This window comes from Elusimicrobiota bacterium (assembly GCA_016788905.1).
Lineage (GTDB): Bacteria > Elusimicrobiota > Elusimicrobia > FEN-1173 > FEN-1173 > JADKHR01.
On the sequence record JAEURZ010000046.1, the window covers coordinates 1 to 899 of the forward strand.

The following is an 899-nucleotide window of genomic DNA, read 5'->3' on the forward strand; positions in this document are numbered from 1 at the left end:
TGCCCCTGGACGAAACATCCGTTGAAACCAGCACCCGCAGTCCACCCTCCCGAAACTCATTCATCGCATTAATCCGCGTATTCTGGCCCTTGTTTGAGTGTATCACCCGTACCGGGCCCAATTTCTTCCGGTCAATGTACTTGAATACGTCATTGGCCGCCTGCTTCGTACGTGCAAAAACCAAGACGCGGTTAAATTTCTCCTTGTCCTGCAACAGGTAGTCAAGCAAGTTGATTTTTGTTTTGAGATTGGGTACATGAACCTGCCACTGTTCAACTTCCCTGGCGGGCGTAGATTGCGGAGTAACTTCCACCTTGACCGGAAAGAGCAAGAATTCTTCGGCTAGTTTTTCCACTTTCGGCGGAAACGTAGCCGAGAACAACAGGTTCTGTCTCTTCTGAGGAATTACCTCAAAAACTTTTCTCAACTGAGGCATGAAACCCATGTCCAACATGCGGTCCGCCTCATCCAGCACCAGCGTCTTGATCAATTTGGTGGTGATTTCCTGTCGAAGGTATAACTCCATGAAGCGTCCCGGAGTAGCAATGACCAGGTCGGTGCCCTTCTTCAATGATTCAATTTGCGACTTGGGGCCCACGCCACCATAAAGAGCAACCGTTCTCAGGTCGGTATACCGGGACAATCGTGTCGCATGATCGGCAATTTGAACTACGAGTTCTTTGGTGGGGGCCAACACCAGGGCCCGGGGTGCCGTTTCCTGGGCGTACGTAAGTTTCTTCAGAATCGGCAACAGGTAGGCTGCGGTTTTACCCGTGCCCGTTTGGGCTATGCCAATAATCGCCTGACCCCCCAAGGCCAACGGTATCACGCGCTGTTGTATTTCTGTGGGAGCCTGAAATCCCTCTTCCTGAACTGCCTTCAGCAATTGCGGGTTGAGT

1 protein-coding gene is annotated in these 899 nt (G+C 51.5%); it reads right to left on the reverse strand.

Features of this window, described 5'->3' with window-relative positions; genetic code table 11:
- Window positions 1-899: DEAD/DEAH box helicase (locus tag JNK54_10705; GenBank protein ID MBL8024728.1), on the reverse strand; the 899-nt coding region annotated here is incomplete at both ends.